This window comes from Pseudomonas sp. rhizo66 (assembly GCF_031931925.1).
Classification (GTDB): domain Bacteria; phylum Pseudomonadota; class Gammaproteobacteria; order Pseudomonadales; family Pseudomonadaceae; genus Aquipseudomonas.
The window spans coordinates 1-24261 of sequence record NZ_JAUJWZ010000032.1 but is presented as its reverse complement, the minus strand read 5'-3'; the positions used below and the strand labels follow the sequence as shown (position 1 = coordinate 24261).

Annotated in this window: 16 protein-coding genes and 1 riboswitch; of the genes, 2 read left to right on the top strand and 14 right to left on the bottom strand. The window is 60.1% G+C overall.

The features are described 5' to 3' along the window. Positions 1 to 130 precede the first annotated feature (130 nt). Positions 131 to 1135, bottom strand: coding sequence for a low-specificity L-threonine aldolase (gene ltaE, locus QZR14_RS27020; RefSeq protein ID WP_311998214.1), 1005 nt, complete (start codon positions 1133 to 1135; stop codon positions 131 to 133). Between the two features lie 198 nt (positions 1136 to 1333). Then, positions 1334 to 1505, top strand: a riboswitch (FMN riboswitch). Between the two features lie 103 nt (positions 1506 to 1608). On the opposite strand from ltaE, the gene QZR14_RS27015 reads away from it, so the two are divergent. Continuing rightward, positions 1609 to 2118: a 6,7-dimethyl-8-ribityllumazine synthase gene (locus QZR14_RS27015; RefSeq protein WP_250608026.1), complete on the top strand. Its 510-nt coding sequence runs from the start codon at positions 1609 to 1611 to the stop codon at positions 2116 to 2118. Positions 2119 to 2246: 128 nt separating this feature from the next. Here the strand turns inward: QZR14_RS27015 and astE are convergent, their stop codons facing one another. From astE to QZR14_RS26980, 7 genes are all read right to left on the bottom strand, one after another. After that, positions 2247 to 3257, bottom strand: coding sequence for a succinylglutamate desuccinylase (astE, locus tag QZR14_RS27010; protein WP_250608024.1), 1011 nt, complete (start codon positions 3255 to 3257; stop codon positions 2247 to 2249). A 12-nt stretch (positions 3258 to 3269) separates the two neighbouring features. Further along, positions 3270 to 3560: a topoisomerase II gene (locus QZR14_RS27005; protein ID WP_250608022.1), complete on the bottom strand. Its 291-nt coding sequence runs from the start codon at positions 3558 to 3560 to the stop codon at positions 3270 to 3272. A gap of 57 nt (positions 3561 to 3617) precedes the next feature. Further along, a complete protein-coding gene (gene astB / locus QZR14_RS27000; protein ID WP_311998213.1) occupies positions 3618 to 4964 on the bottom strand; it encodes an N-succinylarginine dihydrolase in 1347 nt (448 codons plus the stop codon). Between the two features lie 166 nt (positions 4965 to 5130). Continuing rightward, on the bottom strand, positions 5131 to 6600 hold the full coding sequence (gene astD / locus QZR14_RS26995; protein ID WP_250608040.1) for a succinylglutamate-semialdehyde dehydrogenase: 1470 nt from the start codon (positions 6598 to 6600) through the stop codon (positions 5131 to 5133). Then, positions 6597 to 7622, bottom strand: coding sequence for an arginine N-succinyltransferase (astA, locus tag QZR14_RS26990; RefSeq protein ID WP_311998212.1), 1026 nt, complete (start codon positions 7620 to 7622; stop codon positions 6597 to 6599). Before astA ends, astD begins: the two co-directional genes overlap by 4 nt. Positions 7623 to 7673: 51 nt before the next feature. Next, a complete protein-coding gene (gene aruF, locus QZR14_RS26985; protein ID WP_007951057.1) occupies positions 7674 to 8693 on the bottom strand; it encodes an arginine/ornithine succinyltransferase subunit alpha in 1020 nt (339 codons plus the stop codon). Between the two features lie 203 nt (positions 8694 to 8896). Then, a complete protein-coding gene (locus QZR14_RS26980; protein WP_311998211.1) occupies positions 8897 to 10117 on the bottom strand; it encodes an aspartate aminotransferase family protein in 1221 nt (406 codons plus the stop codon). Positions 10118 to 10421: 304 nt separating this feature from the next. Here QZR14_RS26980 and QZR14_RS26975 point away from each other — a divergent pair, with 304 nt between their 5' ends. Next, positions 10422 to 18182, top strand: coding sequence for a dermonecrotic toxin domain-containing protein (locus QZR14_RS26975; RefSeq protein ID WP_311998210.1), 7761 nt, complete (start codon positions 10422 to 10424; stop codon positions 18180 to 18182). 14 nt (positions 18183 to 18196) lie between these two features. Here QZR14_RS26975 and argR read toward each other — a convergent pair whose 3' ends face one another. From argR to QZR14_RS26945, 6 genes are all read right to left on the bottom strand, one after another. Beyond that, complete coding sequence (gene argR, locus QZR14_RS26970; RefSeq protein WP_250608012.1) at positions 18197 to 19177, bottom strand: transcriptional regulator ArgR; 981 nt, start codon at positions 19175 to 19177, stop codon at positions 18197 to 18199. A gap of 246 nt (positions 19178 to 19423) precedes the next feature. After that, entirely contained in the window at positions 19424 to 20188 is a 765-nt protein-coding gene (locus QZR14_RS26965) for an ABC transporter ATP-binding protein (protein WP_003227281.1), read from the bottom strand. 27 nt (positions 20189 to 20215) lie between these two features. Further along, a complete protein-coding gene (locus QZR14_RS26960) occupies positions 20216 to 21328 on the bottom strand; it encodes a M14 family metallopeptidase (RefSeq protein ID WP_311998209.1) in 1113 nt (370 codons plus the stop codon). A 1-nt stretch (position 21329) separates the two neighbouring features. Next, positions 21330 to 22028: an ABC transporter permease gene (locus tag QZR14_RS26955; protein WP_123453435.1), complete on the bottom strand. Its 699-nt coding sequence runs from the start codon at positions 22026 to 22028 to the stop codon at positions 21330 to 21332. Beyond that, the gene (locus QZR14_RS26950) at positions 22025 to 22714 is read right to left on the bottom strand and encodes an ABC transporter permease (protein ID WP_007912702.1); all 690 of its coding nucleotides are present in this window, start codon (positions 22712 to 22714) and stop codon (positions 22025 to 22027) included. Before QZR14_RS26950 ends, QZR14_RS26955 begins: the two co-directional genes overlap by 4 nt. Positions 22715 to 22805: 91 nt before the next feature. Continuing rightward, entirely contained in the window at positions 22806 to 23579 is a 774-nt protein-coding gene (locus QZR14_RS26945) for an ABC transporter substrate-binding protein (protein ID WP_038366516.1), read from the bottom strand. Positions 23580 to 24261: the final 682 nt, after the last annotated feature.

Here is a 24261-nt window from a genome sequence, read left to right as displayed (position 1 = left end):
GGCTGCGGCCAAAGGCCTGTTCGAAACGTCAACAGACGAAGCGACGGCAAAGGGCCGCATTATATCGGCCCTGCGCGCGGGGTACAGCGTGTTTATACGATAGAAACGGTCAATTGGACGGCTAACGCTGTCACTTGCGCGAAAACTCGACGAATGTCGCGATCACTTGCTCGATTTGCGAGCGATTGACGTCCATGTGCGTGACCATACGCAGGCGCGCGGCGGCGCTCAACTTGATCCCGCGTTCGGCAGCAAAGGCCTTGATCGCTTCGGCTTTGTCATCCATTTGCACATAAACCATGTTGGTTTGCACGGGTTCAACGATGAAACCTGCTTCACGCAAACCATCGGCCAGCAACTGCGCGTTGGCGTGGTCGTCCGCCAGACGTTCGACATTGTGATCCAGCGCATACAGCCCCGCCGCCGCCAGCAGGCCAGCCTGACGCATGCCGCCACCGACCATTTTGCGCAGACGGCGGGCCTTGCCGATCAGTTGTTCAGAGCCACACAACACCGAGCCAACAGGCGCGCCGAGGCCTTTGGACAGGCACACCGACACCGAATCAAAGTACTGAGTGATTTCCCGGGCATCCACGCCCAGCTTGACCGCGGCGTTGTAGAGGCGCGCGCCGTCAAGGTGCAACTGCAGGCCTTTGCCCTGAGTGAAGCGGCGGGCGCGGGCCAGATAGTCCAGCGGCAGCACTTTGCCCTGCATGGTGTTTTCCAGCGCCAGCAAACGAGTACGGGCGAAATGGAAGTCGTCCGGTTTGATTGCTGCCGCGACCTGATCCAGATCCAGCGAACCGTCGGCCTGCACTTCCAGCGGTTGCGGCTGGATCGAACCGAGTACTGCTGCGCCACCACCTTCATATTTATAGGTGTGCGCCTGCTGACCAACGATGTATTCGTCACCGCGCTCGCAATGCGCCATCAGCCCCAGCAGGTTGCTCATGGTGCCGGTCGGCACAAACAAAGCGGCGGCAAAACCCAAGCGGCTGGCCAGTTCGGCTTCCAGACGATTGACCGTCGGATCTTCGCCGTAAACATCATCACCGGTGTCCGCTGCGGTCATCGCGTCGAGCATGGCGGGAGTCGGTTGGGTGACGGTGTCGCTGCGAAGATCGATAACGCTCATGAACCTGGCCTCAAGTCAGCAGGGGAAATCCCTTTACGAAGTGGAATTACTGCGGTCATCGCGCGGATTAATCAACCCTTGCACAAGGAAAAGTCGTTTCGAACCGCCAGAAAACTCGATGGCAATCATCAGAAAGGCGCAATGCACAGAGCCACAATCTGTGTTAAAAACGCTGCGCCGCCCGAGAAAGGGCGGCAAAAACGTTCTCAGGGCGGGGTGCAATTCCCCACCGGCGGTAATTGCGCGCAATGCGCATAGCCCGCGAGCGCTTGGCGACGAACACAGCTTGGGTTGTGCGCGGCGGCAAGGTCAGCAGACCCGGTGTGATTCCGGGGCCGACGGTCATAGTCCGGATGAAGAGAGAACGGGATTAACGCCAAAGGGCCGTCCGCGTGCATTCTTGCGTGCGCTCGTACCCTTGAATCCCTTTCGATTCATAACGCCCTGTTTTTCACACAAACAGGAGTCAGAACATGCAACCCACCGCTATCGACAGCAAAAGCAAACACCCCCACGGCGATCGCGTCGCGTTCATCCAGGCCTGCTGGCACAAGGAAATTGTCGACCAGAGCCGTAAAGGCTTCGTCGCCGAAATGCTTGCCTTGGGTTATCAGGAATCGGACATCGACATTTTCGAAGTCGGCGGCGCCTTTGAAATGCCCCTGCACGCCAAGCTGCTGGCCAAGACCGGTCGTTATGCCGGCATCGTCGCCGCAGCCCTGGTCGTGGACGGTGGCATCTATCGTCATGAGTTCGTCGCCCAGTCGGTGGTCAGCGGCCTGATGCAGGTGCAGCTGGAAACCGAAGTGCCGGTGTTCTCGGTGTCGCTGACGCCGCATCACTTCCACGCCGGTGAAGAGCACCAGAAGTTCTTCTTCGAGCACTTCGTGCACAAGGGTCAGGAAGCGGCCAGAACTTGCGCCGATACGCTGCAAAAGGTTCGTGCGCTGCGCCGTAGTGAGCCGCGTGCACTCGCCGTCTGACCACAACGCTCCCCTGTAGGAGCTGTCGAGTGAAACGAGGCTGCGATCTTTTGATCGTCTAAAAACAAGATCAAAAGATCGCAGCCTTCGGCAGCTCCTACAGGATTTTGTGTCAGGCCAAAATTGCGTCAGGCGAGATTTTCGTCGCCGCTTGGGACGATCAGAATGCCCGCGCGCAGGCCGTTCTTGACCTTCGGGTTGGGGAAAATGATCCGCGCGCCCTCTTCCTCGATGACCCAGCGGGTATTGGCCAGATCTTCGGCCAACACATACCCCATCTCCAACTCTGAAAAGTTTTCGATGTCCTGCGGCAGGTTCAGGCGGAACGCATCGCTGTGCTTGATGATTTCCCGGGCAACGCTGAATAGCTGCAAACCGTCCAGCCCCTGCTCTGCCATCTCCGGCTCGTTGCCTTCAATGATCTGCTGCAGACGGGTTTCCAGCAGCGAGACATTGACCCCGTCGTTCTGCCCGAACGGCCGCGCCTTGCCCAGTTCCAGCGTAAAAGCCTCGGCACCGAGCTTGTCGTAGGTGTACGAGCTGAAGACGATCGACGGTTTGTTCTGCAACAGCACCGCTTCCATCCCGGCAGCGCGCAGACGCGCCAGCTCCAGACGCGAATGCTGACGACCCTCCTTCCACGGATACAGGGCGAACTGCTCGATCTTCGAACCGCGAATCGCCGTGTGCAGGTCATAGTGCAGACGCTGGCGATCCGGCAGGCTGAAGAAACTCGCCGCCAGACGCTCCAGCTCACAGGCACGCAGCGCTTCTGAGCCACTGCTTTGTTCATGACGGCCGTTGAACAGCCGATTGACGTCCTGCTCGACGAAACGCTCGCCCTTGCGAATCGCTTCGGGGTTGCCGAACAGGAACAGAATGCGTGCGCGCGGCTTCAGATCACCGCGGGCGATGTCGTGCAGCAGCCGGTCAAGCAACTCGATCGGCGCTGTTTCGTTGCCGTGGATGCCTGCCGACAGCAGCAGGTCCAGGCCATTGTCACGCGCTTGTGGTGGCCGGACTTCCAGCGCACCTTCGCTCAACCAGCGCATACGCACGCCTTCGACAGTCAGTTGAGTCTTCTCCGCCGGTTCGCGGCCGGCGAGGGTCAGTTCAAGCAGTTTGCCGAGGGCGAGCATAGAGCAGTTTCCTTAGTGGTCGTGGTTGCAATCCGGGCCGTGCACGTGGCCTTCGTCGTCGCCGACGTCAGCCGGTTCCATTTCCAGTTGCAGACTTACCAGATTAGTCGCCAATGGGCGCAGCAGCAGGTTGGCGTACTCGGCGTCACCTTCTTCCACGTCCACGCCGATCAGCAGTTGGCCACGGCCGTCCTGCTGGATCCACAGCTCTTTGCCTTGCCACATGACCGCGACGCGGGTGCACGAGGTTTGCAGTTGCGTGCCGTCGGTGTCTTCAAGGATCAGCTGCAGGGAATCGCTCATGTTTTTACTCTCTTGGGGAGACAAGCCGCGCGCCGCGTTCAGGCGACGCGCCGGCCATCAATTGATCTGGAATGGATAAACCGCGCCCAGTTTAAGGATTTGCGTCAGTTCATCCAGTGCCGTCCGGCATTCAAGCAGCAATTGCGGATCCGCCAGATCGGTTTCGCTCAGGCGGTCGCGGTAGTGCTTTTCAACCCATGCGGTCAACGAACCGTACAACGGTGGCGTCATGATAACCCCTGGGTTGACCGCCGCCAGTTCGGTTTCGTTAAGCGCGACGCGCAGTCGCAGGCACGCCGGACCACCGCCGTTCTGCATGCTTTGCTTGAGATCGAAGACTTTCACTTCGCGAATCAGACCGCCGGAGCTGGTCAGACTCTGCAGGTAAGCCCACACGCGTTCGTTGGCCTGGCACTCTTGCGGCACGATCAACAGCATCGAACCGTCAGGACGCGAGAGCAATTGGCTGTTGAACAGGTAGGAGCGCACTGCGTCATCCACGGTGACTGCCGAACGCGGCACACACACGGACTGGAAGTTGCCGCCGACTTTAGCGAGTTTGCCTTGCAGCTCGGCCAGCATCTGATCGGTCTCGAGGAACGCGTCCTCGTGATAGAACAGCACTTCACCGTTACCCACGGCGATCACGTCGTTATGGAACACGCCCTGATCGATCACGTTCGGGTTCTGCTGCGCGTAAACAACGCCTTCGTCACGCAGACCGTGCAGACGCGCAACGGCTTGCGAGGCTTCGAGGGTCTGGCGCGCCGGGTATTTCTGCGGCGCCGGATAACGATTGTCGAAGGCACTGCGACCGAACACGAAGAACTCGACGCCCGCTTCGCCATACTCGCGGCAGAAACGTGTGTGGTTGGCCGCACCTTCGTCGCCGAATTGCGCCACTGCCGGCAGCGCGGCGTGATGGGCGAAGTGTTGCTGATTGGCGAACATCGCGCCGAGCACGCGGCTGGTGGTCGGGTGTTCGATGCTGCGGTGATACTTGCAGTTAAGGTTGGCGGCGGTGAAATGCACGCGACCGTCAGCGGTGTCGGCACTCGGACTGACCGTGGCGGCGTTCGCTACCCACATGCTCGACGCCGAGCAACTGGCGACCAGCAGCGGCATCGCCTCTTTGGCGGCGCGTTCGATCACTTGCGCGTCGGTGCCGCTGAAGCCCAGACGGCGCAGAGCGGCCACGTCCGGACGTTCCTGCGGTGCGAGCACGCCTTGCTGAAAGCCCATTTCCATCAGCGCTTTCATCTTCGCCAGGCCCTGCAGCGCCGCTTCCTTCGGGTTCGAAGACTGCTGGCTGTTGCTCTGGGAGGCAACGTTGCCGTAGGACAGACCACCGTAGTTATGGGTCGGCCCCACTAGACCGTCAAAATTGACTTCATAGGATTTCATCAGCGAGGCTCCACGAGAATCTGTTGTTATAGGCTTCAGTAACTAACTGTTCAGTGCGACCGCGTCGCGGCCATCGCTGGCAAGCCAGCTCCCACAGGTTTGGCGGTGTTCACAGATTGTGTGGACGACTCGATCCCTGTGGGAGCTGGCTTGCCAGCGATTGGCATCACGCCATTTTCACGCCAGGCGTCAGGGCAGCAGGCAACACCAGGCTTGGGGTTTCCAGCGACGCCACCGGGTACGCGCAGTAATCCGCCGCGTAGTAAGCGCTGGCGCGGTGGTTGCCCGACGCGCCGACACCACCAAAAGGTGCGCTGCTCGCAGCGCCGGTCAGCTGTTTGTTCCAGTTGACGATACCGGCGCGGCTTTCCAGCCAGAACTGCTGATAACGCGCTTCGGAATCCGACAGCAGACCGGCGGCCAGGCCGTAAGCGGTGTTGTTGGCTTCAGCGATCGCCGCTTCGAAATCGGCGTAGCGGATCACTTGCAGCAACGGGCCGAACAGTTCTTCATCCGGACGTTCAGCCACCGCGGTGACATCGACAATGCCCGGGGTCAGCAGCGCGGCTTGCGCCTGTGGTTGTGTCATTGCCAGCAGCGACACAGCGCCGTTGGCCAACAGATGTTCTTGAGCGTCCATCAGCGCTTTCGCCGCGCCGAGGGAAATCACCGAGCCCATGAACGGCGCCGGTTGCTGATCGAATGCACCGACTTCAATGCTCGCACTGACTTCCACCAGACGCTTGAGCAGGCTATCGCCCCAGGCGCCTTGCGGCACCAGCAGACGGCGAGCACAAGTGCAACGCTGGCCGGCAGAGATGAACGCCGACTGAATGATCGTGTAAACCGCCGCATCCAGATCCGCGACCTGATCCACCACCAGCGGGTTGTTGCCGCCCATTTCCAGCGCGAGGATCTTGTCCGGACGCCCGGCGAACTGCTGGTGCAGATGGTTGCCGGTGCGGCTCGAACCGGTGAAGAACAGACCGTCGATGCCCGGGTTCGCCGCCAGCGCGATGCCGGTTTCGCGCGCACCTTGCAGCAGGTTCAACACGCCCTCCGGCAGACCGGCCTCGATCCAGCACTTGACCGTCAGCTCGGCGACTTTCGGGGTCAGTTCGCTGGGTTTGAACAGCACGCTGTTACCGGCCAGCAGGGCCGGCACGATATGGCCGTTTGGCAGGTGGCCGGGAAAGTTGTAAGGGCCGAACACCGCGACCACGCCGTGCGGCTTATGGCGCAACACTGCAGTGGCGTCGCCCAACGGGCCGCTCTTTTCGCCGGTACGTTCGCGGTAGCTCTGCACCGAGATCGCGATCTTGTTGACCATACTGGTCACTTCGGTCGCGGCCTCCCACAGCGGCTTGCCGGTTTCCTCACCGATGGTGCGGGCCAGTTCGTCACTGTGGTTTTTCAGGGCGGCAGCAAAGGCTTCGAGGACGCTGATGCGCTCTTCCAGCGTGCGACGTGCCCAACCCGGGAATGCCTGACGCGCAGCCTGCACGGCGGACTCGACCTGAGCGGTGGTAGCGCCCTCCCCCGACCACAGCACTTGCTGGGTCACCGGGTTCAGCGATTGAAAGGCTTCGCCCTGACCGGCCAGCCACTCACCTGCAATGTATAGCGAATTCATTATTTCGACTCCCGTGCAGCGGACAACGCCACGGCGCGCACTTGATCGCCAGCGTTGAGTTGAAGACGTTTGGCGGTCAGCGGATCGACCACCAGCGTGCCGGCAGCGAGACGCGCCGGCGCAGCGGTGATGCGGCAGTCTTCGCGCTTGCGGTTATGGATGATGAACGGCGTGGCGTCGTCGCCTGGTGTGCCAACGGCGAGCACCAGCGCTTCACTGTCACGCACCGCGCGGATCTTGCCGGTTTCGCATTCGATGGCCGGACCTGCGTCGAAGATGTCGACGTAACCCTGATAGCTGAACCCTTCGCTCTTGAGCATCGCCAATGCCGGCTCGGTGTCCGGGTGCACCTGGCCGATCACACTGCGTGCGTCGGGCGACAGGAAACAGGTGTACAGCGGAAACTTCGGCATCAGTTCCGCGATAAACGCCTTGTTGCCAACACCGGTCAGGTAATCGGCCTGGCTGAATTCCATCTTGAAGAAGTGCCGACCGAGGCTTTCCCAGAACGGCGAACGGCCGGCGTCATCGGACACGCCGCGCATCTCGGCAATGATCTTGTTGCCGAACAGTTCCGGGAACTCAGCGATGAACAGCATCCGCGCTTTCGACAACATGCGACCGTTGAGACCGCTGCGGTAATCGGCGTGCAGGAACAGCGAGCACAGCTCGGAATTACCGGTCAGATCGTTCGCCAGGAACAGCGTCGGGATTTCGCGATAGATGTTCAGCTCTTGCGAAGCGCTGACGGTCAGTCCGACACGGAAGTTGTACCAAGGCTCACGCAGACCGACGGCGCCAGCAATGGCGGAAATCCCCACCACACGACCGTCGTCGTCTTCGAGCACGAACAGGTAGTCCGCGTCGCCACGGCCAGCTTCGCCGCGAAAGGTCTTCTCGGCCCAGCCGACCCGGTGGGCCAGACGTTCTTCGTTGGCCGGCAATGTGGTCAGGCCGGTGCCGGTGCTGCGGGCCAGGTCGATCAGCGCGGATAAATCGCTGCTGCGTACGGGACGAACAATCATGCTATCTCCTCAAACGGGCCGCCTTCGCCACCCGTGAAACTCGCTAAGGCGTTAAACCGCCACCAGGCGCACGCTGGCACCTTCACCGACGCCCAGGGCTTCGGCCGCTTCCAGATCCAGAGTCACCGGTTTGCCCGGCGCGTAATCCAGCTCCAGCAACACCGCGCGGTAATCCTGCAACTGCGCGTTGGCCACCAGATATTGACGCCCGGCACCTTTGACCGGCTCGCCGATCTTCACCGGCACCACGCGGCTCTGGGCGATCGAACGGATCCCCGACACACGTGCATGCAGGGTCGGGCCACCGTCGAAGATGTCGATGTAGTGATCGGTCTCGAAGCCTTCGCGCATCAGGATGTCGAAAGTGATCTGCGCACGCGGGTGCACCTGGCCCATCGCCTCTTGGGCGGAATCCGGCAGCAGCGGCACGTAGATCGGGTAATGCGGCATCAGCTCGGCGAGGAACGTACGGCTTTTCAGCCCGCACAGACGCTCGGCTTCGGCATAGTTGAGGTCGAAGAAGTTGCGACCAATGGCATCCCAGAATGGCGAGTCACCGTTCTCATCGCTGTAACCGACGATCTCGGTCACCACCGAATCGGCGAAACGTTCCGGGTGACTGGCGACAAACAGCAGGCGGCCACGGGAGTTGAGCTCGGACCACGGCGAACCGACCAGCTCGCGCTGCACGTAGAAACTGGTCAGCAAGCTGTTGCCGGTCAGGTCGTGGCACTGCGAAAGCACGTGGATCTTGTTGTGGATCTTCAGCTCGCGGGAAGCGTGGACGAAGGTCTCGTTGCGGAAGCTGTAGAACGGCTCCGAGTAACCGGCCGAAGCAACGATGGCCGAACAGCCGACCAGCTTGCCGGTGGCGGTGTCTTCGAGGACGAAGAAATAGCTTTCCTCACCGTTGAAGCTCACTTCGGCGGCAAACGAGGCTTCGCTCGCCGCAATCTTGTCGCTCAGACGTTCCACGTCATCCGGCAAGGAAGTGACACCAATCGGGCTGTCCGCAGCCAGACGCTGTACCTCGCCCAGATCAGCCATTTGCGCGGGGCGCATCACCAGCATGGTGTCACTCCTTTCTCTTATCAATTCACAGAAAAAAACACCGGACACTGTGGGAGCGAGCTTGCTCGCGAAAGCGGTGTATCAGTCAGCATAGATGGCGACTGAAACTCCCTCTTCACGAGCAAGCTCGCTCCCACAATGAATCTCACCGGCATCAAAAATTGGGTTCGACGCCTGAAAAGCTCCAGGCGTCGAAGGGTCTATCAGGCTTGCGTCAGAGCGGCGGCAGCACGTTCGAAGCGGTCCAGACCGGCATCGATATCGGCGTCTTCCACCACCAGGCTCGGGGCGAAACGGATCACGTCCGGGCCAGCCTGCAGAATCATCAGGCCTTCTTTTTCAGCGGCGTTGAAGATGTCTTTGGCCTTGCCTTTCCAGGCATCGCTCAGCACGCAACCGATCAGCAGACCGAGACCACGCACCTGAGTGAACAGGCCGTACTTCTCGCCGATCTGCTCAAGACGCGATTTGAACTTGTCGTGCTTGGCGTTCACGCCGTTCAGCACTTCAGGGGTGTTGATCACGTCGATCACCGCTTCAGCGACCGCGCACGCCAGCGGGTTGCCGCCGTACGTGGTGCCGTGAGTGCCGACGACCAGATGTTTGGCCAGCGCTTCGGTGGTCAGCATGGCTGCGATCGGGAAACCGCCGCCCAGGCTCTTGGCGCTGGTCAGGATGTCCGGGGTCACGCCGTAATGCTGGTAGGCGAACAGCTTGCCGCTGCGGCCCATGCCGGTCTGCACTTCGTCGAACACCAGCAGCGCGTTGTTCGCGTCGCACAGTTCACGGGCACCTTGCAGGTAAGCCAGTTCGGCCGGCAGTACGCCGCCCTCGCCCTGGATCGGCTCCAGCACGACCGCGCAGGTCTTGTCGGAAACCGCCGCTTTCAGCGCCGCCAGGTCGTTGTAAGGCACGTGGGTGATGCCGGTGATTTTCGGGCCGAAACCGTCGGAGTACTTCGACTGGCCACCGACGTTGACGGTGAACAGGGTACGGCCGTGGAAGCTGTTCAGCGCGGCGATGATTTCGTACTTCTCGCTGCCAAAGCGGTCGAATGCCACACGACGGGCCAGCTTGAACGCGGCCTCGTTGGCTTCGGCGCCGGAGTTGCAGAAGAACACGCGCTCGGCGAACGTGGCGTCGATCAGCTTGTGCGCCAGGCGCAGGGCTGGTTCGTTGGTGAACACGTTGGACACGTGCCACAGCTTGTTCGCCTGTTCGGTCAGTGCACCGACCAGCGCCGGGTGCGCGTGGCCCAATACGTTGACGGCGATGCCGCCGGCGAAGTCGATCAGCTCGCGGCCGGCCTGATCCCAGACGCGGGAACCGGCGCCACGCACTGGAATGAAAGCGGCAGGCGCGTAGTTGGGAACCATTACCTGGTCGAAATCGGCGCGTTGTACCGCAGCGTGCTCAACGGACATCGGAGTCTCCTGATGAGAAACACTCGCCTGAAACTGGCGAGCTTGGTGAGGATTGTAAGGACAGTTTTCAGCCCGGCCTTGTCGCCAAGCGACAACTTCTTATAGCGCAAACCCCGGATTTTCCCGGGTTTACGGCAATGCGACATATAGCGTCGCAAAGGCGCAGTTTAACTGGCGCCGTCGATTTGCGGCAGGCGGCAGAGAATACCAACTCATCCCCGCGACAAAGATATAAATATGTACCGCACAAGGGTGGCCGGTTCCTGATTTGCTGCGCATTCTTTTCAATGCCAAGGAATGGCCCATGCACCTGACACAACGACACCCTCCGACAGCCTCGACCGCCACGGACAACACACAGCATCCAGACGATCATTACCTGACACTGAAAAAAGCCTTGCCCGATTGGCTCGGTAACGTTTCATCGACACGGCGCCTGGCACTGACGAACACCCTGCCGCGCCTGTCAGCCCCCCTCCAGTCGGCATCCGCCGAGCAACATCAACAGATGATGGCCCTCAACGCCGCGCACTTGACCGCGCAAAGCGCGGTCGACCAAAGCCTGGAACACTTGCAGGACGCCAGCGCCTTTGCCGAGCCCTTGCTCCGGCAGGAACTGAAAAACTGCTTCGGCCTGGATCTGGATGTGCGCAACACCTTCGTGCGCCTGTACATCCCCGCGACCACTCCGTGGTTTCCGATCCGCACCGGCACGCGCGCCTGGACCGTGTCGTTACTGGACGCCGCGCTGCACAACTTCGAGGAGTCGGAAACCCGTCACGACGCCTTCGAAGCTGATTCGACCTTCGTCACTCGCCCCACTGAAACCGGCCAGTTCACGACACTGCCGGCGATCAAGGCCAAGCTGAGCATTGCCGCTTTCACCCAACTGTGTCGAAGGCTGGACATCGGCGCGCGATACAAAGCCCATCTCGAAGACAACCTCGGCTATACCGATCCGATGGTGGCGTCCGTGTTGCGCAGCAAAATCGACGTCAGCCAGAAGGCCGCGATGAAAGCCGCCCTGCAGTGGGCGCGGATGAACCGCGATGTGTCGGAAAGCTATTTTCGCTTGATCGATGCCGTACTCGACGGCATGAAGGGCCTGTATATCAGCGGGGCAGCAGTGTTGTGCCATGACATGGGGATGCTGTGCGCGCCACTGACCGGTATCGTCGTTTTTGCCCCCGATCTTTACACCTCGCGAGATCCCGCGCGGGTGGTGGCTTATGTCCCCGACGATCCCGAGCATCCCTTCAAGGAGTACGCCTCGACCTATGAACTGATCGCCGAACTGACCCGCCAGTTGCGCTCGAAAGACTACCAGCAGTTTTTCAGCCGATTCGTGAACCACGAACACCGAGGCGTTTTCTTCAGCGCCCTCAACAGTCGCTTGAGCCAGATCATGTGGCACCCGCCCGAGCCCGGCAGTTCACTGCCCGCCTGGCGCGACACCGCTGTCGAACGGCCGGACCTGCAAACCACGCTGATACCGTTCCACGACGATCTGTGGCAACACCTCTATCACGCGAAACTGAACAAGATCTTCAATGACGCCCGGGTGATCGCCGTGCCCACCGCCGTGGTCGATCAAAAAGCGCGCTGGGCCTTCTGGGACTCGGTGAGCAACCTCATCTCCACCATCGTGCAAACCGCCGCGCTGATCGTCGCGCCGTTCGTGCCGGTGCTGGGTGAAGCCATGATGGCGTACATGGCTTATCAAATGCTCGATGAGGCGTTCGAAGGCATCGTCGAGTGGGCGCAGGGGCGAACGACTGAAGCCATGGAACACCTGATGGGTACCGTGGAATCGATGATCCAGTTGGGCATGTTCGCGATCGGCGGTGCGATTGGCGCAGCCGAGTTCCGCAAGGTACTGCCCAAGGAAGTCGTAGCGTTCATCGACCGCTTCAAACCGGTACAACTGGCCAGTGGTGAGACCCGCTATTGGGAACCGGATCTCGAACGCTACAAGCACCCGCAGGGCCCCACTGCCGATTCGCAACCCGATGCACTGGGTTTGCACACGCATCAGGACAAGCGCTTGTTGCCCTTGGAGGACGCCCACTTTGCCGTAAAAGAAAGCCAGGTGCCGGGGCAGTTCCGCATCGAACACCCGAGCCGCCCCGACGCCTACCAACCGCTGGTGCGCCACAATGGCGACGGCGCCTGGCACACTGAACTCGAGCAACCGCTGGAATGGGATGGCGCGACAGTCCTGCGCCGTATCGGTCCTTCCGTCGAGAGCCTGGCGCCGAACGAGCGCGAAACCGTCTTGCGGATCAGCGGAACCAGCGAAGACGCGTTGCGCAAAATGCATGTCAATCAGGAAAAAGTCCCGCCTCTGCTTGCCGACAGCATCCAGCGTTTCAAGATTGATCAGCAGTTGCAACGCTTCATCGATCAGCTCGACAGCGATGTCGCCGAAGAGTTTTTGCGCGCCGATCCGGTCACACAGCTGCAGGTACTCAGCGACTACGGGCGCTGGCCGGGCGACAAGTGCCTGCGTCTGCTCGATCGACAAGGGAAGCCGCTGTGGCAATCGTCTACGGACGCAAACCTGCCCGTGACCGAACTGCGCCAGGACAGACTGGTCGGTGGCGACGTGCTGAAAACCCTGCTCTATACCCTCGACGAGACGCAGATCAAAGCCTTGTTGAACGAACCCTTCGCGGGACCGACGCTGTCGATCGAAGTACGCAGCCAGAACCTGCGCAAGCAAGTAGCGGACCTCGCGCAACGCAACAGACGCACGCTGTTCGAGTCGCGTTATCAGGCCCTTCAGCACCTCGACGATCCGTTGGCGGCGAGACTCCAGTCCCACCCTCCCGAACTGCCTGCCAGCATCACTCGCGAACTGCTCGACACCGCGACCGGCAACGAACTGTTGCAGATCAGCGAAGGACAATTGCCCGCACGCCAACAGGCACTCATGCAGATGGCCAGTCAGGAGGTGCGCGTTACCCGCGCCTATGAAGGCCTGGAGCTGGGTTCGGTGAGCAATTCCGATACCGACTCTCTGGCGCTGCACAGCCTCAAATTGTTGCCGGGCTGGAGTGGCGATGTCCGCATCGAGATCCGTGACAGTCGCTACGAGGGCCCGTTACTGGACACGATCGGCCGTGAAGATGCACCCGCACACAAGGTGCTGGTTCGCAGCGACGATGGCCAATATCAACCTTACGACGAGCGCGGGAACCAACTGCATTCGTTCAGCGATTTCTATTCCAGCCTGTTGTATGCATTACCCGACGGTGAGCGCCAGAACCTCGACATCCGGGTCGGCCAGGGTCAGGCGCTGAAGGCGGCCATTCGCGAACGTACGCTTGAACGCAGCGAGTTGCGTCAGGTGATCGGCGATACGCCGACCCCAACGCCGGCTGCCGACACGCTGCGGCTGCTGGGGACCGATGGTTATCTCCGTGCTCCACGTCCGCTGCGCCCCGCTTCCCAACCGCACACACTCGAAGAAGACATCCGGGTGCTCTATCCGCGGATGTCGAACAATGAGATGCACTTTCTCGCCGAACGTATGCAAAGCAGTCCCGCAGGCCCGCGCGCAGAGATGCTTCGCTTGCAAAATGACTACCTGCAATTGCAGAACGAACTGCATGTCTGGGCCAACAACCCGCCCGCCACTCACCCCGAAACCGGCATGGCGCTGACGCCGCTGGAGAAGCGCGCCGAAATCCAGAACCGCAGATTGCTCAGGGAAGAATTGCTCAGAGGCTGGCGCCGGGAGAACGTCACGTACTACGATCAGCAGGGCTTTGCTGCCGGGTACGCCATGTTCCTGACGCCCGCGGTCATGGGCGACTTGCCCGTCCTGTCGGTCGACCTCAGTCATATCACTTTGCTCGCCATTGATGGCAGCCCCATGACCACCTCGGTCGACAGCTTTTTGCAGTCTTTCAGTCAGTTGCAGAAACTGGATGCGCGCAACCTCAACCTGCCAAGCCTGCCGCAAGCGCTGACCTCGATGCGCTCGCTGCGCGAATTGAGAGTACGCGATTGCCAGATCGGCCTGACAACGGTCACAGAGTCGGTGCTCGCCTCTTTGCCGCAACTCACTCTGCTCGATCTGCAAGGCAACCCGCTGGGCTTGCCACCGGACCTGCACACAATGCCTGCATTGCGTTACGTCAACCTGTCGAATACCGGCATTTACACGGTGCCCGAGGACTTGCTGGATCATCCACGTCTGATCTCGGCGCAATTCGATCGCAACCGCATTACCCGGATACCGGAACGGTTTTTCAACCTGGCCAGCTCCCTCAGCGACGGCTACACCTTTGCTGACAACCCGTTGAGCGCGGCCTCTCGCGAACGGGTGAAAGTGTTCTACGAGCACACCGGAAAGCACTTTGGTGTCCGGCCTGCGCCGGAGGACCTGCAGCGCACGATGGCCTTGTTCCCAACCCTTGATGCTGAAGGCGCTACACAGGTGCTGTACCGACTGCCCGGGTCATTGGCCGAGTGCGGTGCACAGTTGTCGCGCTGGGAAGATGAGCTCCGCGCTCTGAACCTCGAACTCAATCAATGGAGCAACCAGGCCGCCGTCCTTGACCCTGAAACGGGCGAACGTCTCACCCTGGAAGCACAAACCCGCGAACTGGAGGCCCGGCGATCCTTTGCGCAACAGATCGAGCAGTTCTGGCGCAGCCCGCCCAAATACCCCCGCCCCGAAGAACTGAGGGCAACGGCAACGTTCATTGGGGATATGCCGATGCTCAGCGCCGGTTTCGAGCGCGTTACCCGGCTGAACCTCACCGGCAACGCCAACATCACCTCCGCTCTGCGCTTCGTGGAGTGCTTCCCCAACCTTGCCAAGCTGAAAATGAACGGCTTCGAACTGGAGCCGCTAGCGCTGGGCGAAGTAAAACTGCCTCGACTGACCGACCTGGAGCTGAAAAATTGTGGCGTAGTCATGACCGCGGAAAATCAGGCGGCGCTGCTTTCACTCGACGCCCTCGAATCGCTGGACCTGAGCAACAATCCGCTGGGAACGTTCCCCGACCTGAACCTGTTGCCCGAACTGATCGATCTCGACCTGTCCAACTGCGGGCTGACCGTCGTGCCTGAAGGGCTGACCAGCCATCCGGAGTTACGAACCGCAGTGCTGGCGGGGAACCGCATCACGCACCTGCCTGACGAGCTGTTCGACCTTCCCGCCGAACGCAGTAACGGCATCGACCTTGCCGACAATCCGCTATCGGCAGCCACCCGCGACCAGATCAAGCACTACTACCGCATCCATCGAAACGACTTTGACGTAATGGCTGCCGAGCAAGACGTTGCCCTCGCCCGGCAGTTGTTTCCCGCTCTGAACGACCAAGAGGCCAGCGAGATGATCTACGACTTGCCTGGCAACCTGGCCGACAGCCGGACCCAACTCGTGCGCTGGAGAGCGGAGCTGCAACAAATGCGCGTGGACTTGGGCCGCTGGGCCATGGAAACGCCGTCAGCGCACCCGGTTACCGGTCAGGTGTTGGGCGAAAGCGAGCGTCTGGTGCAACAATCCAAGCGCTCCGCCTTCAAGCAGTTCATGGAGGATTTCTGGCGCGAAAGGTCAATGGGCACCGGCACGCGCACCGCGTCTTTTGCGACAGACCTGACGTTCTTCGGCGAACTGCCCCGCCTGACTGTGAATTTCGATCACGTCACAAGCCTCAAGCTGGCGGGCAACACCACGACCACGGGCATCGAGTCGTTTGCGGCGTTGTTCCCGAATCTTCAGGCGCTGGAACTGAAAGCCTTTGCGCTCGATGACATCCCCTCATTCGTCGCGCGCCTCAAGGATCTCAAAGCGCTCAAACTGAATGACTGCGCACTGACACTCACGCCTGAAGGGCAGCAACTGCTCGGTGCCATGCCCAAACTGCAGTTGCTCGATCTGAGCCACAACCCGCTCACAATCGCGCCTGATCTGAACGCCTTGCCGGGCCTGACAAGCGTTTCACTCGGCCATACGGATATCACCCGCGTGCCCGAGGGCATCGCCGAGCATCCGGCACTGGAAAATCTCTATCTCAATAACAACAACATCACCGAGTTGCCGGACGCGATTTTCGGCTTGAGTGCCGACCAGGCCGACGGCGTCTATCTGAACGACAACCCCCTGTCCTTGAATGCCCGCGAGCGCATCAAACGCTACTACGCCACACAGGGCCGCAACTTCCGGGTCAAACCGGCATCGGCTGACATTGCCATGGCGCACAGACTGTTCCCGCGACTGGGCGACAGTGCTGCCATCAACATGATTTATCGCCTGCCCGGGACATTGCAGGCCGGCACGGCTCAACTGCTCAGATGGGAGGCGGAAATCACCCGAATGATTGGCGATCTCAACGCATGGCGTGAGCGTCTGCCGGTCAACAATCCGTTGACTGAACGGCCATGGACTGCGCAGGAAAGAGCCACAGAACTCGCCGACAGACAAAATTTCAGCGACAAGCTCGAACAACTGTGGCGCGGTAGGCGTAACGACAATTCAGCACTACGGTTCAACACCTTCGATGCCAGTGCGACGTTTACCGGTGAGTTACCCGAGCTGAGCACCGACTTCAGTCACATCACGCATCTGAGTCTTCACGGCAATCCAGGGCTGAAAGTTTCCGAAGGCTTTCTCACCAGCTTCAGCGGATTGCAGGGGCTGGAACTGCAGGACTTCTCCCTGGGCCGGATACCTCAAGCGCTGCACAACCTGCCGCTCGAAACGTTGATGTTGAGCAAGTGCCGGATCACTCTGGATCCTGGCGGACAAGCGACGTTGTCCAGCCTGACCCGATTGAAATCGCTGGACTTGTACAGAAACACGTTGCAGGCCACGCCCGATGTATCGACCCTGCAGAACCTGACGTTCATCGATCTGATCAACACCGGGATCGATAGTGTGCCTGCCGGGCTGGAACAGCTGCCGCATCTGGAAGTGGCATTGCTGAGCGACAACAACATCGTCGAACTACCGGCGCAACTGACGCGTTATTCCGGGCGCGGTCTTGAACTGGGCGGCAACCCGTTGTCAGTGGCTTCCAGAGAACGAGTCAAAGCCGCTTTCCAGGCCAAGGCCGACAACTTTGGTATCTCGGCCCAACAGGACGACATCGAACTGGCTCAAAACCTGTATCCATCGCTGTCCGGCTTCGACGCCAACGATCTGCTCTACAGCCTTCCGGGGACGCTGGCCGATGGACGTCTTGAGCTGATGCGCCGAAAAACCGACCTCACCCACCTGCTCGAACGCCTGGGCACCTGGGCCGATGAGATCCCCAGCGATCCTGTGACGCAGATGCCACTTGGGAACGACGCTGCTGCGAGGGAAAAACTCAAACGCCAACACTTCAGGGACAACCTGGAAAACGAGCTGCGCCGGGCGCCCACGCACCTGACAGGTCCAGAGGTCAACTGCGAGTTGTCGTTTACCGGTGAACTGCCGCCGCTGACCGCGCGCTTTGACCACATCGAACAATTGAAACTCACCACCAAGGCCTCGGCCCCGCCTCGAGTTGATCGTCTGCTGGCGCTTTTTCCGAAGCTCAAAGACGTCGACATCCGCCACTATCCGCTGGGCGAGGTTCCTCCCTCGATACTTGGTATGGACAGGTTGCGCAGCCTGTATCTGCCCGACTGTCAAATCACTCTGACTGCGCCGACCGCAGAGGCCTTCGCAGCCTTGAAAAACCTGAGATCGGTAGACCTGAGCAACAATCCGCTCAACAGAGCCCCAGACCTGAGTCATTTCCCGCAGATGACCGATGTGCGTTTCGGCAATTGCGCCTTGACCAAGGTGCCTGACGGCCTGTTCGAACTGCCTCGATTGATGTACGCGGACTTGTCCGGGAACGCGATTACCGAGTTGCCAGGCGAGTTTCCTTCCCAGCCCGGCGACGTGATGATCGAATACGACTTCGACGACAACCCACTGACTGCCGAAAGCCAGCAGCGCCTCGATCGCTATGACGCGGCGTATCAAACGCGCCTATCGGAACAACGGTCGGGCAACGACACTGGGTATCCGGCGATTGAGGATTTCCATGATTTCTCCGCCAGCAGTGAAGTCGAATGAGGGTCGACCCGTGATCAGCCGCGTTCCGGCGGCACTGACGACAATTCGAACGGGCTGCTGCTGCGCCGCTGGTTGCGATCTTCCCGCGGCGTGGCACCGAAGAAGTTGCGATAGGCACTGGAGAAATGCGGCCCCGAGGAGAAGCCACACGAGAGGCCGATCTGGATGATCGACTTGCTGGTCTGCATCAACATCTGCCGGGCCTTGTTCAGGCGCAGTTCCAGGTAGTACTGGCTCGGCACACGGTTGAGGTATTGCTTGAAGATCCGCTCCAACTGCCGACGGGACACGCACACATGCTGGGCGATTTCGTCGGTGGTCAGCGGCTCTTCGATGTTGGCTTCCATCAGCAACACCGCTTGGGTGAGCTTCGGATGGCTGGAGCCGAGACGGTTCTGCAACGGGATGCGCTGACGCTCGCCACCTTCGCGGATGCGTTCAACGACCAGCTCTTCCGAAACTGCACCAGCCAGTTCCGCACCGTGATCTCGGGCCAGTACCGCCAGCAGCAGATCGAGAACGGACATACCGCCACACGCGGTCAGTCGATCGCGATCCCAGTCGAACAAGTGACTGGTGGCAATGACTTTAGGGAAACGCTCGGCGAAATCGTCCTGCCAGCGCCAGTGCACGGCAGCGCGATAACCGTCGAGCAAACCGAGTTGCGCCAACGGATAGACACCGGCCGAGAGGCCGCCGATGACGCAACCGGCCCGCACCAATTGCTTGAGTGCACTGCTGAGCGCTGGCGCCAGGGTAGTCGGAGGCTCGTCAGCGAGGAGGAACAGTTTCTGGAAATTTTCGAGTTTGCCGGTCCAGGCTTCACCGGGCAATTGCCAGGCACCTTCGGCCGGTGGCTCGGCCTGCAGGAACGACAACTCGTAAACCACCTCCGGGTGCACACGCTGAGCAACACGCAAGGCTTCCTCCGCCAGCGCCAGCGTCAACGCTTTAGTGCTGGGCCAAATCAGGAAACCAATTCGATGGGCAGTCATGGGCGGGCAATCCGAAACGAAGAACAGTGATGAAGGCAAGGGCCAATGCTAGCCCGTAAATGAACACAAATCATAAGTCCGGCGCAGATCACCTGTAGGAGCTGACGAGTGAAACGAGGCTGCGATCTTTTGATCTTGTTGCTGAAGATCAAAAGATCGCAGCCTTCGGCAGCTCCTACAGGAAATTGGAGCCAGCCTTCAGGCTGCGAAGCATGCACTATCTCGGTGCACAACGGCAGCCCTGATTTATTTCAAGCTGCCCGAGAGAAATTGCTGCAAACGTTCCGATTGCGGATTGACCAGCACTTCGCGCGGGTTACCGCTTTCTTCAACCACGCCTTTGTGCAGGAACACCAACTGGTTCGACACTTCACGGGCAAAGCCCATTTCGTGGGTCACCACGACCATGGTGCGACCTTCCTGCGCCAGCGCTTGCATGACTTTCAGCACATCGCCCACCAGCTCCGGGTCGAGGGCCGAAGTCGGCTCGTCGAACAGCATCACTTCCGGTTCCATTGCCAGCGCACGGGCGATCGCCACACGCTGCTGCTCGCCGCCGGACATATGTCCTGGGAAAGCATCCTTACGATGGGCCACGCCAACCTTGTTCAGGTAGTGCTCGGCTTTTTCGCGCGCTTCGGCCTTGGACACGCCAAGGACGTGAACCGGTGCTTCCATGATGTTTTCCAGCGCGGTCATGTGCGACCACAGGTTGAAATGCTGGAACACCATCGACAGGCGCGAACGCATGCGCTGCAGCTGTTTCGGATCAGCGGCTTTCAGCGCGCCGTCCTTGTTCGCCACCAGTTTCAGCTCTTCGTTGTTGAGCAGGATCTTGCCCGCGTGCGGCTGCTCGAGCAGGTTGATGCAGCGCAGGAAAGTACTTTTGCCGGAGCCACTGGAGCCGATGATGCTGATCACATCGCCGGCTGCCGCTTTCAGGGACACGCCCTTGAGCACTTCGTGACTGCCATAGCGTTTATGCAGGTCTTGGACTTCAAGTTTGTACATGCGGTCGGTTCTCACAAAAACAGTCAGTCAGTCGTTGAGCAAGCGCCCGTGACGCAGCGCTTCGCGCCCCGCCACCTTGGCCAGCCAGAAACCGGGTTGGGCATAACGCAGCCGTTCAATGGCAAACAGCACCCCGGATGTACCAGCACACACCGTGCTGACCCGATCGGACAGAGGATCAATCACTTCAAAAATCTCGTCGCCCGCCTCGACCCATTCGCCGGGTTTGCGCAGAAAACTCACGACGCCCGGATGCGGCGCGAACAGCAACTCGGTGCCTTCGAACGGCATGCCTTCACACGCTTCGTGTGCCGGATTGGGCCACTCGCCAGTGATCAGGCCTTGTTCAGCGAGGAACGCCAGAATGCCTTCAGCATACGCGCAGGCTTCGGCGCGACCGGTATCGGCCTGACCACCCAGCTCAATCGTGGTTGCCAGACACGCCAGCGGAATCTGCGCATCGGGGAACTGCCGCGACAGACGCAGCCACGGCAACGAGCAGGCTTCATCGAACGAACTGCCGCCGGAATCTTCCGCCAGCAATCCGACCTTCACATTCAGGTGCGCCGCCAGCGAACGCCACTGCGGCCAGTGTTGCGGCAACGCATACATGTGCAGCGCGGCTTCGGCATCGCAGTGCAAATCGAGCACCACATCGGCGGTGCAGGCATGGCTGAGCAACACACGCTGCATGCCTTGTAACTGGCTGCTCGCCTGCGGCAATGCCGCGAGGTGATCAGCCATCGCCTGACGAATCAGGCGCACATTGGCGTGCAGATCATCGCCGAGACTGTCAGCCAGCGCGGCCGCAACCGGCGCGCTCAGCTCGACAAAATCACGGTTGAAATTTTTGCCGCTGCCGGCCTCGAAACGGCCCTGATGATTGCCTTGCAGCAATTGTCCGAGACCTAACGGATTGGCGACCGGCACCAGTTCGATGACACCGTTGAGCAAGCCTTTGGCTTCGAGTTCACCAAGGCGCTTTTTCAGCTCCCAGGCGGTGCGCATGCCCGGCAATTCGTCAGCATGGAGGCTGGCCTGAATGTAGGCCTTGCGCTCGCCATGCCCGAAGCGGAACACAGAAATCGTGCGCTCGCTGCCCAGATGGCTCCACGGCAATACGTGGTCGATGCGTTCCATATCAGTGCTTCCGCGGGGCCAGGTAGCTCAACCAGCGACGCTCGGCCAGCTTGAACAGTTTGACCAGAATGAAGGTCAGGCACAGGTAGAACACGCCAGCGGTGATGTACGCCTCGAACGGCAGATAGAACTGCGCATTGACGGTACGCGCCGCGCCGGTGATGTCGATCAAGGTCACGATGGACGCCAGACTGGTGGTCTGCAGCATCATGATCACTTCGTTGCTGTACTGCGGCAGTGCCCGGCGCAGGGCCGATGGCAGCAGGATGCGCTTGTACAGTTTGAAGCGCGACATGCCCATGGCCTTGGCCGCTTCGATTTCACCGTTCGGCGTGGCCTTGAGGCTGCCGGCGATGATTTCCGCGGTGTAGGCGCTGGTGTTGACCGCAAACGCCAGGCACGCACAGAACGTTGCGCTGGACAGCCACGGCCACAGGAAGCTTTCGCGGACCGCTTCGAACTGCGCCAGACCGTAGTAGATCAGGAACAGTTGCACCAGCATCGGCGTGCCACGGATCACGTAGGTGTAAAGCCACGCGGCGCCGTTGACGACCGGGTTTTTCGAGACGCGCATCAGCCCCAGCGGCAGGGCCGCGAGCAGACCGAAAAACAGCGACAGCGCGAGCAATTTGAGGGTAGTCACCAGGCCGCCGAGGTACAGCGGCATGGCCTCCCAAATGACGTTGTAGTCGAAGATCATAGATCAGCCGCCCTTACGCCTACCGAGTAGCGCTTCTCAAGTTGACGCAGGATCAGCAACGAAACGCTGGTGATCACCAGGTACATCGCCGCCACTGCGAGGAAGAAGGTGAAAGGCTCGCGAGTGGCGTCTGCCGCCTGCTTGGCCTTGAACATCATGTCTTGCAGACCGACCACGGAAATCAGCGCGGTCGCTTTGGTCAGTACCAGCCAGTTGTTGGTGAAGCCCGGGATCGCCAGACGAATCATCTGCGGCACCATCACCCGGAAGAACACCTGAAAACTGCTCATGCCATACGCCATGCCCGCTTCGGCCTGGCCTTTGGGAATGGCCATGAACGCGCCCCGAAAGGTTTCCGACAGGTACGCACCGAAGATGAAACCGAGGGTGCCGATACCGGCGGCCAGCGGATTCAGATCGATGTAGTCGTCATAGCCCAGCATCGGTGCGACGCGGTTGAGCAAGTCCTGACCGCCGTAAAAGATCAGCAGGATCAGCACCAGATCGGGAATCCCGCGGATCACCGTGGAATACAGATCGCCCAGCCAGGCCAGCCAGCGCACCGGCGACAGGCGCAACGCGACACCGATCAGCCCGAGAACGATGGCCAGAGCCATGGACGACAAGGCGAGCTGAAGCGTCAGCCATGCGCCATCGAGGATGACAGCCCCGTAGCCTTTCAACATGATTCAGGTCCTCGAAAGTTGGGATGAAAAAATGGCGCAAACCGCAGAGATCCTGTTGCTTGCGCCATTTCGGACTTGTCGCAGAGACGTGTTACTTGCCGTAGATATCGAAGGCGAAGTACTTGTCCTGGATTGCCTTGTATTTGCCGTTCTCGCGAATGGCCGCGATGGCAGCGTTGATCTTGTCTTTCAGGGCGTCGCCCTTGCGCACTGCGATGCCTACGCCGTCGCCGAAGTATTTGACGTCGGTGAACGCCGGGCCTGCAAACGCAAAGCCTTTGCCGGCGTCGGTGTTCAGGAAGCCATCTTGCAGCAGAGTAGCGTCAGCCACGGTACCGTCGAGGCGACCGGCGGCCACGTCGAGGTAGATTTCGTTCTGCGAGCCGTACGGCTTGATCTCGGCACCCAGTGGCGCCAGGACTTCGCGGGCGAAACGCTCATGGATCGAACCACGTTGTACGCCGATGTTCTTGCCCTTCAGCTCAGCCAGACCTTCGCTGACCTGAGTACCGGCCTTCATCACCAGACGGGCCGGGGTGTTGTAGTACTTGTTGGTGAAGTCGACCGACTTCTTGCGATCTTCAGTGATCGACATCGACGACAGGATCGCGTCGATCTTGCGCACTTTCAGTGCCGGGATCAGACCGTCGAACTCTTGCTCGACCCACACACACTTGACCTGCATCTGCTCGCACAGAGCGTTGCCGATGTCGTAGTCGAAACCGACGATGCTGCCGTCCGGTGCTTTCGAAGCGAACGGAGGGTAAGCCGCTTCGATACCGATCTTCAGAGGTTTTTCGTCAGCGAAGGCGTTCATCGACAGCACGGACAGTGCCAGGGCGCCAAGCAGCACAAGTTTCTTCATCTTGGGACTCCATCGGTAAAGGGCAAAAACGGCAGAGTGAGCGACAGCCCAATATGCGAATGGGTGAATCGGGAAATCGGTTGCTGCATCGGTGGGAAATTTCCCATTGAAACCGTCAGAGATTTCAACGTCAGCCACGATGAGCGAGTGATCGGCATTCTAACGACAGGCCCGAAGCCGATATTTCTTCAATGCGACAACTAATTACAGATGCACAGAGAAAGCGACTTGAGCGCATTGACAGCCTTGCAATTTCATGCAAGAGCGAAAGACAGTGAACCGATCTATGCTGCAAATTGCGGGCCTATTATTCGCAAACCCTTCTAATCCGGCAAGCGCAGCGTTGTGTCTTATTTTTCACCGGGGGTTTCGAGGCTCTAAAACGGGGCGATGCGTTTCCCTATGCCCCGCTCCGGGGCGGGCGGTTACACATTCGGTTACGCGGAGAGTGGCGGGTAACAGCGGGAAATGTCTGACGGGGGAGATCGATAATTATTGGTTGGGTGGTCTTGTGTTCCGACAGTGGACTACACAGTTGCCTGACAGATTGCTATCGCTGGCAAGCCAGCTCCCACAGGGATATGCGGCGAAGCTGAAATTTCCGACACACCACAAACTCTGTGGGAGCTGGCTTGCCAGCGATTAGGCCAGAGCAGCCACCCCCAATATGCGCTGGAACCAA

Coding starts and splice junctions, on each gene's coding strand:
- ltaE (WP_311998214.1), bottom strand. CDS start 1,135: ATGAGCGTTATCGATCTTCGCAGCGACACCGTCACCCAACCGACTCCC.
- QZR14_RS27015 (WP_250608026.1), top strand. CDS start 1,609: ATGCAACCCACCGCTATCGACAGCAAAAGCAAACACCCCCACGGCGAT.
- astE (WP_250608024.1), bottom strand. CDS start 3,257: ATGCTCGCCCTCGGCAAACTGCTTGAACTGACCCTCGCCGGCCGCGAA.
- QZR14_RS27005 (WP_250608022.1), bottom strand. CDS start 3,560: ATGAGCGATTCCCTGCAGCTGATCCTTGAAGACACCGACGGCACGCAA.
- astB (WP_311998213.1), bottom strand. CDS start 4,964: ATGAAATCCTATGAAGTCAATTTTGACGGTCTAGTGGGGCCGACCCAT.
- astA (WP_311998212.1), bottom strand. CDS start 7,622: ATGATTGTTCGTCCCGTACGCAGCAGCGATTTATCCGCGCTGATCGAC.
- aruF (WP_007951057.1), bottom strand. CDS start 8,693: ATGCTGGTGATGCGCCCCGCGCAAATGGCTGATCTGGGCGAGGTACAG.
- QZR14_RS26980 (WP_311998211.1), bottom strand. CDS start 10,117: ATGTCCGTTGAGCACGCTGCGGTACAACGCGCCGATTTCGACCAGGTA.
- QZR14_RS26975 (WP_311998210.1), top strand. CDS start 10,422: ATGCACCTGACACAACGACACCCTCCGACAGCCTCGACCGCCACGGAC.
- argR (WP_250608012.1), bottom strand. CDS start 19,177: ATGACTGCCCATCGAATTGGTTTCCTGATTTGGCCCAGCACTAAAGCG.
- QZR14_RS26965 (WP_003227281.1), bottom strand. CDS start 20,188: ATGTACAAACTTGAAGTCCAAGACCTGCATAAACGCTATGGCAGTCAC.
- QZR14_RS26960 (WP_311998209.1), bottom strand. CDS start 21,328: ATGGAACGCATCGACCACGTATTGCCGTGGAGCCATCTGGGCAGCGAG.
- QZR14_RS26955 (WP_123453435.1), bottom strand. CDS start 22,028: ATGATCTTCGACTACAACGTCATTTGGGAGGCCATGCCGCTGTACCTC.
- QZR14_RS26950 (WP_007912702.1), bottom strand. CDS start 22,714: ATGTTGAAAGGCTACGGGGCTGTCATCCTCGATGGCGCATGGCTGACG.
- QZR14_RS26945 (WP_038366516.1), bottom strand. CDS start 23,579: ATGAAGAAACTTGTGCTGCTTGGCGCCCTGGCACTGTCCGTGCTGTCG.